This window comes from Mycobacterium sp. TH-M25 (assembly GCF_057473665.1).
Genome location: NZ_JBYCLA010000248.1, coordinates 1 through 2,629, shown reverse-complemented (window position 1 = coordinate 2,629; position 2,629 = coordinate 1). Strand labels below are relative to the sequence as shown.

The following is a 2,629-nucleotide window of genomic DNA, read 5'->3' as shown; positions in this document are numbered from 1 at the left end:
CGCGCGTCACACACCGCCGAGGTGGTGCTCGACGACGTCCGACTGCCCGAGGACTACATCCTCGGCGGCCGGGACAAGTTCGACGCTCGGATCGCCCGGGTCAAATCCGGTGCCTCCGCGGGTGGGCAGGCAGCGATGAAGACCTTCGAGCGCACTCGGCCCACTGTCGGCGCGATGGCTGTCGGAGTGGCCCGAGCCGCCTATGAATATGCTCTCGAATATGCTTGCCAGCGTGAGCAATTCGGACGCAAGATCGGTGAATTCCAGGCGGTCGCGTTCAAGCTGGCAGATATGAAATGCCGGATCGACGCGGCTCGTCTGATGGTGTGGCGGGCTGGCTGGATGGCGAGAAATAACCAGAGCTTCGACTCGGCGGAGGGCTCGATGGCCAAGCTGGTGGCCAGCGAGACCGCGGTCTATGTCACCGACGAAGCCATCCAGATCCTGGGCGGCAATGGGTACACCCGCGACTACCCCGTGGAGAGGATGCACCGCGACGCCAAGATCTTCACGATCTTCGAGGGCACCAGCGAAATCCAGCGCCTGGTGGTTTCGCGGGCGTTGACGGGCCTGTCCATCCGCTGAGCCCACCCACCATGATGGCGGCATGACGGCCGAGATCCGGGTTCTCGACAGCGAGGATGACCTTACTGCCGCGGCGCACGTGTTTCGCACCGCCATGGTCGGGTTGCCGCCCCTGCCGAATCTCAAGCCCGGCCAGATCGCAGAGCTGCTCGAACCCGGCCGTACCGTCGCAGCATTCGTCGGTGCACAACTCGTCGGCACAGCTGCCGCGTTCTACGGGGTTTTGAGGAATACGTCGTTGAGGGTGACGGTGCGAAGATTTCGCGAGCGGATGATGTCGACGAGTTGCGGGTAGACGTGGGTGACCGGTAGGTGGTTGAGGTGTCCGATCACGATGGCTTGCGGGGTGAAGTACTCGTCGGCCATCTTGACGATGTAGTCCTCGGTGATCAACGTGGAATCCGACAGCGAACCTGACCATAGGGTTGGCACGGTGTAGCCGAGGTCGGCGGCCACCGCGTCAATAGTGGCGTTGTGCTTGGCATACGGTGGGCGCCAGTATGGTTTCGCGCCGATCCCGTAGTTCTTCTTCAGGAAGTCGTCGTTGCGGGTGAGCTGTTTGGCGATCTCGCTCTTCGTCATTGCCGTCAGATCCGGGTGAGACCAGGTGTGGTTGCCGAGTTGGATCTGGCCAGATTCCACCAACGGTCGCAACATCGACAGGTTGTCGGTCCAGGAGTCGTAGACCCCATTGACGAAAAACGTCAGCCGTATCCCGGTGTCTTTGGCGAACTGCGTGTAGGCACGCACCACCTCGCTGTTGACGCCGTCGTCGACGGTAAGTGCGAGCAGATCGCCACGACCCGGGAGCTTCGATAGCGCGCCGCCGCCAGGCAGCCGGATGCGGGCACTCGTTGGTGGCGGCGGCAATAAGCCCGTGGCGCTGGGAGCCGTCGTCAGCTCGGCAGCCACCGGAGCTTGGGCGAATGTTCGCGGTTGCGGGTTGACCACGAGGCGTGCTGCGCCGACGCCGGCCACAGTGGCCGCGGCGAGCGTGCCTAAGAAACGACGCCGGTTTAGCTCTGACACGGCATGGCCTCGATCACACGTGCGCACCATGACGGATCCGGCAAGCCCGCTGGCGGGATGCCCATGCCGCCACAGTCCGTCTCCACAGCAGCGAACCGTACCACCAGCAGGGCCAATATGCCGGATTAGTTCCGGCAGGTCAGCTGCGGATTACCGTCGAAGGATAACGGGCCATTAGAAATTCAGAGAGCATTGACCGTGGGGGGGAATCTGAGCACCACGACGCCGCTATGGTGCCAAAGCCGATCGCAGCCATCACCTGCCGTCGACGATTTGGCGCTCAACGTGCTGGAACGCTAATTTCCTGGGGTGATGTTCTCAGCTGCTGGTGCAGTCGCGCGGTGGGTTGCCCCTTTCCTAACGGTTGCGGCCGTTGCCGGCATAGGTTTTCTTGCCGACCCGGTGCCGGTCGGTCCCGCCCCGGCGGTGCGCTTGGCCGGTGATGCCAACCCGTTTGCCGGCATGCCCTTCTACGTCAATCCCAACTCAGCGGCTATGCGCGCCGCGCAGCATGCCGATCCGCCGAGTCCCGAGTTGACCGCCATCGCCAACACGCCGCAGGCGTACTGGATCGTCCCGGGCTCTTCGGCAGCCACGGTCGCGAAGTACACCGGTGACGCGGCGGCTGCTGGCGCCATCCCGGTTCTGACGCTTTACGGAATCCCCCACCGCGACTGTGGCAGCTTCGCTGCGGGCGGTTTCGGGTCGGCCGGCGAATACCGCGCGTGGATCGACGGTATCGCATCCGACGTGGGCGCTTCGCGGACGGCGATCATTGTCGAGCCCGATGCACTCGCCATGGCCGACTGCCTCTCGGCTGACCAGCGCCAAGAACGCTACGACTTGATTCGCTACGCCGTCGATACGCTGACCCGCAATCCGGCCACGGCCGTGTACGTCGACGGTGGTCACTTGCGTTGGCATAGCGCCGAGGACATGGCTGCCAGGCTCAATCAGGTCGGTGTTGCTCGCGCGCGGGGATTTAGCCTCAACATCGCGAACTTCTTCACCACCG

General features: G+C 63.8%; 3 protein-coding genes and 1 pseudogene. 3 read left to right on the top strand and 1 reads right to left on the bottom strand.

The window, feature by feature from the left end; all coding sequences use genetic code 11:
* Positions 1–585: acyl-CoA dehydrogenase family protein (locus AC2VOU_RS08335; RefSeq protein WP_486956946.1), on the top strand; the 585-nt coding region annotated here is incomplete at its 5' end.
* Between the two features lie 22 nt (positions 586–607).
* A pseudogene (locus AC2VOU_RS08330) lies at positions 608–796 on the top strand (GNAT family N-acetyltransferase); the annotation flags it as partial.
* A 2-nt stretch (positions 797–798) separates the two neighbouring features.
* Here the strand turns inward: AC2VOU_RS08330 and AC2VOU_RS08325 are convergent.
* Entirely contained in the window at positions 799–1,614 is an 816-nt protein-coding gene (locus AC2VOU_RS08325) for a polysaccharide deacetylase family protein (RefSeq protein WP_156166414.1), read from the bottom strand.
* A 309-nt stretch (positions 1,615–1,923) separates the two neighbouring features.
* On the opposite strand from AC2VOU_RS08325, the gene AC2VOU_RS08320 reads away from it, so the two are divergent.
* On the top strand, positions 1,924–2,629 hold a 706-nt coding region (locus tag AC2VOU_RS08320; RefSeq protein WP_486956945.1), incomplete at its 3' end, for a glycoside hydrolase family 6 protein.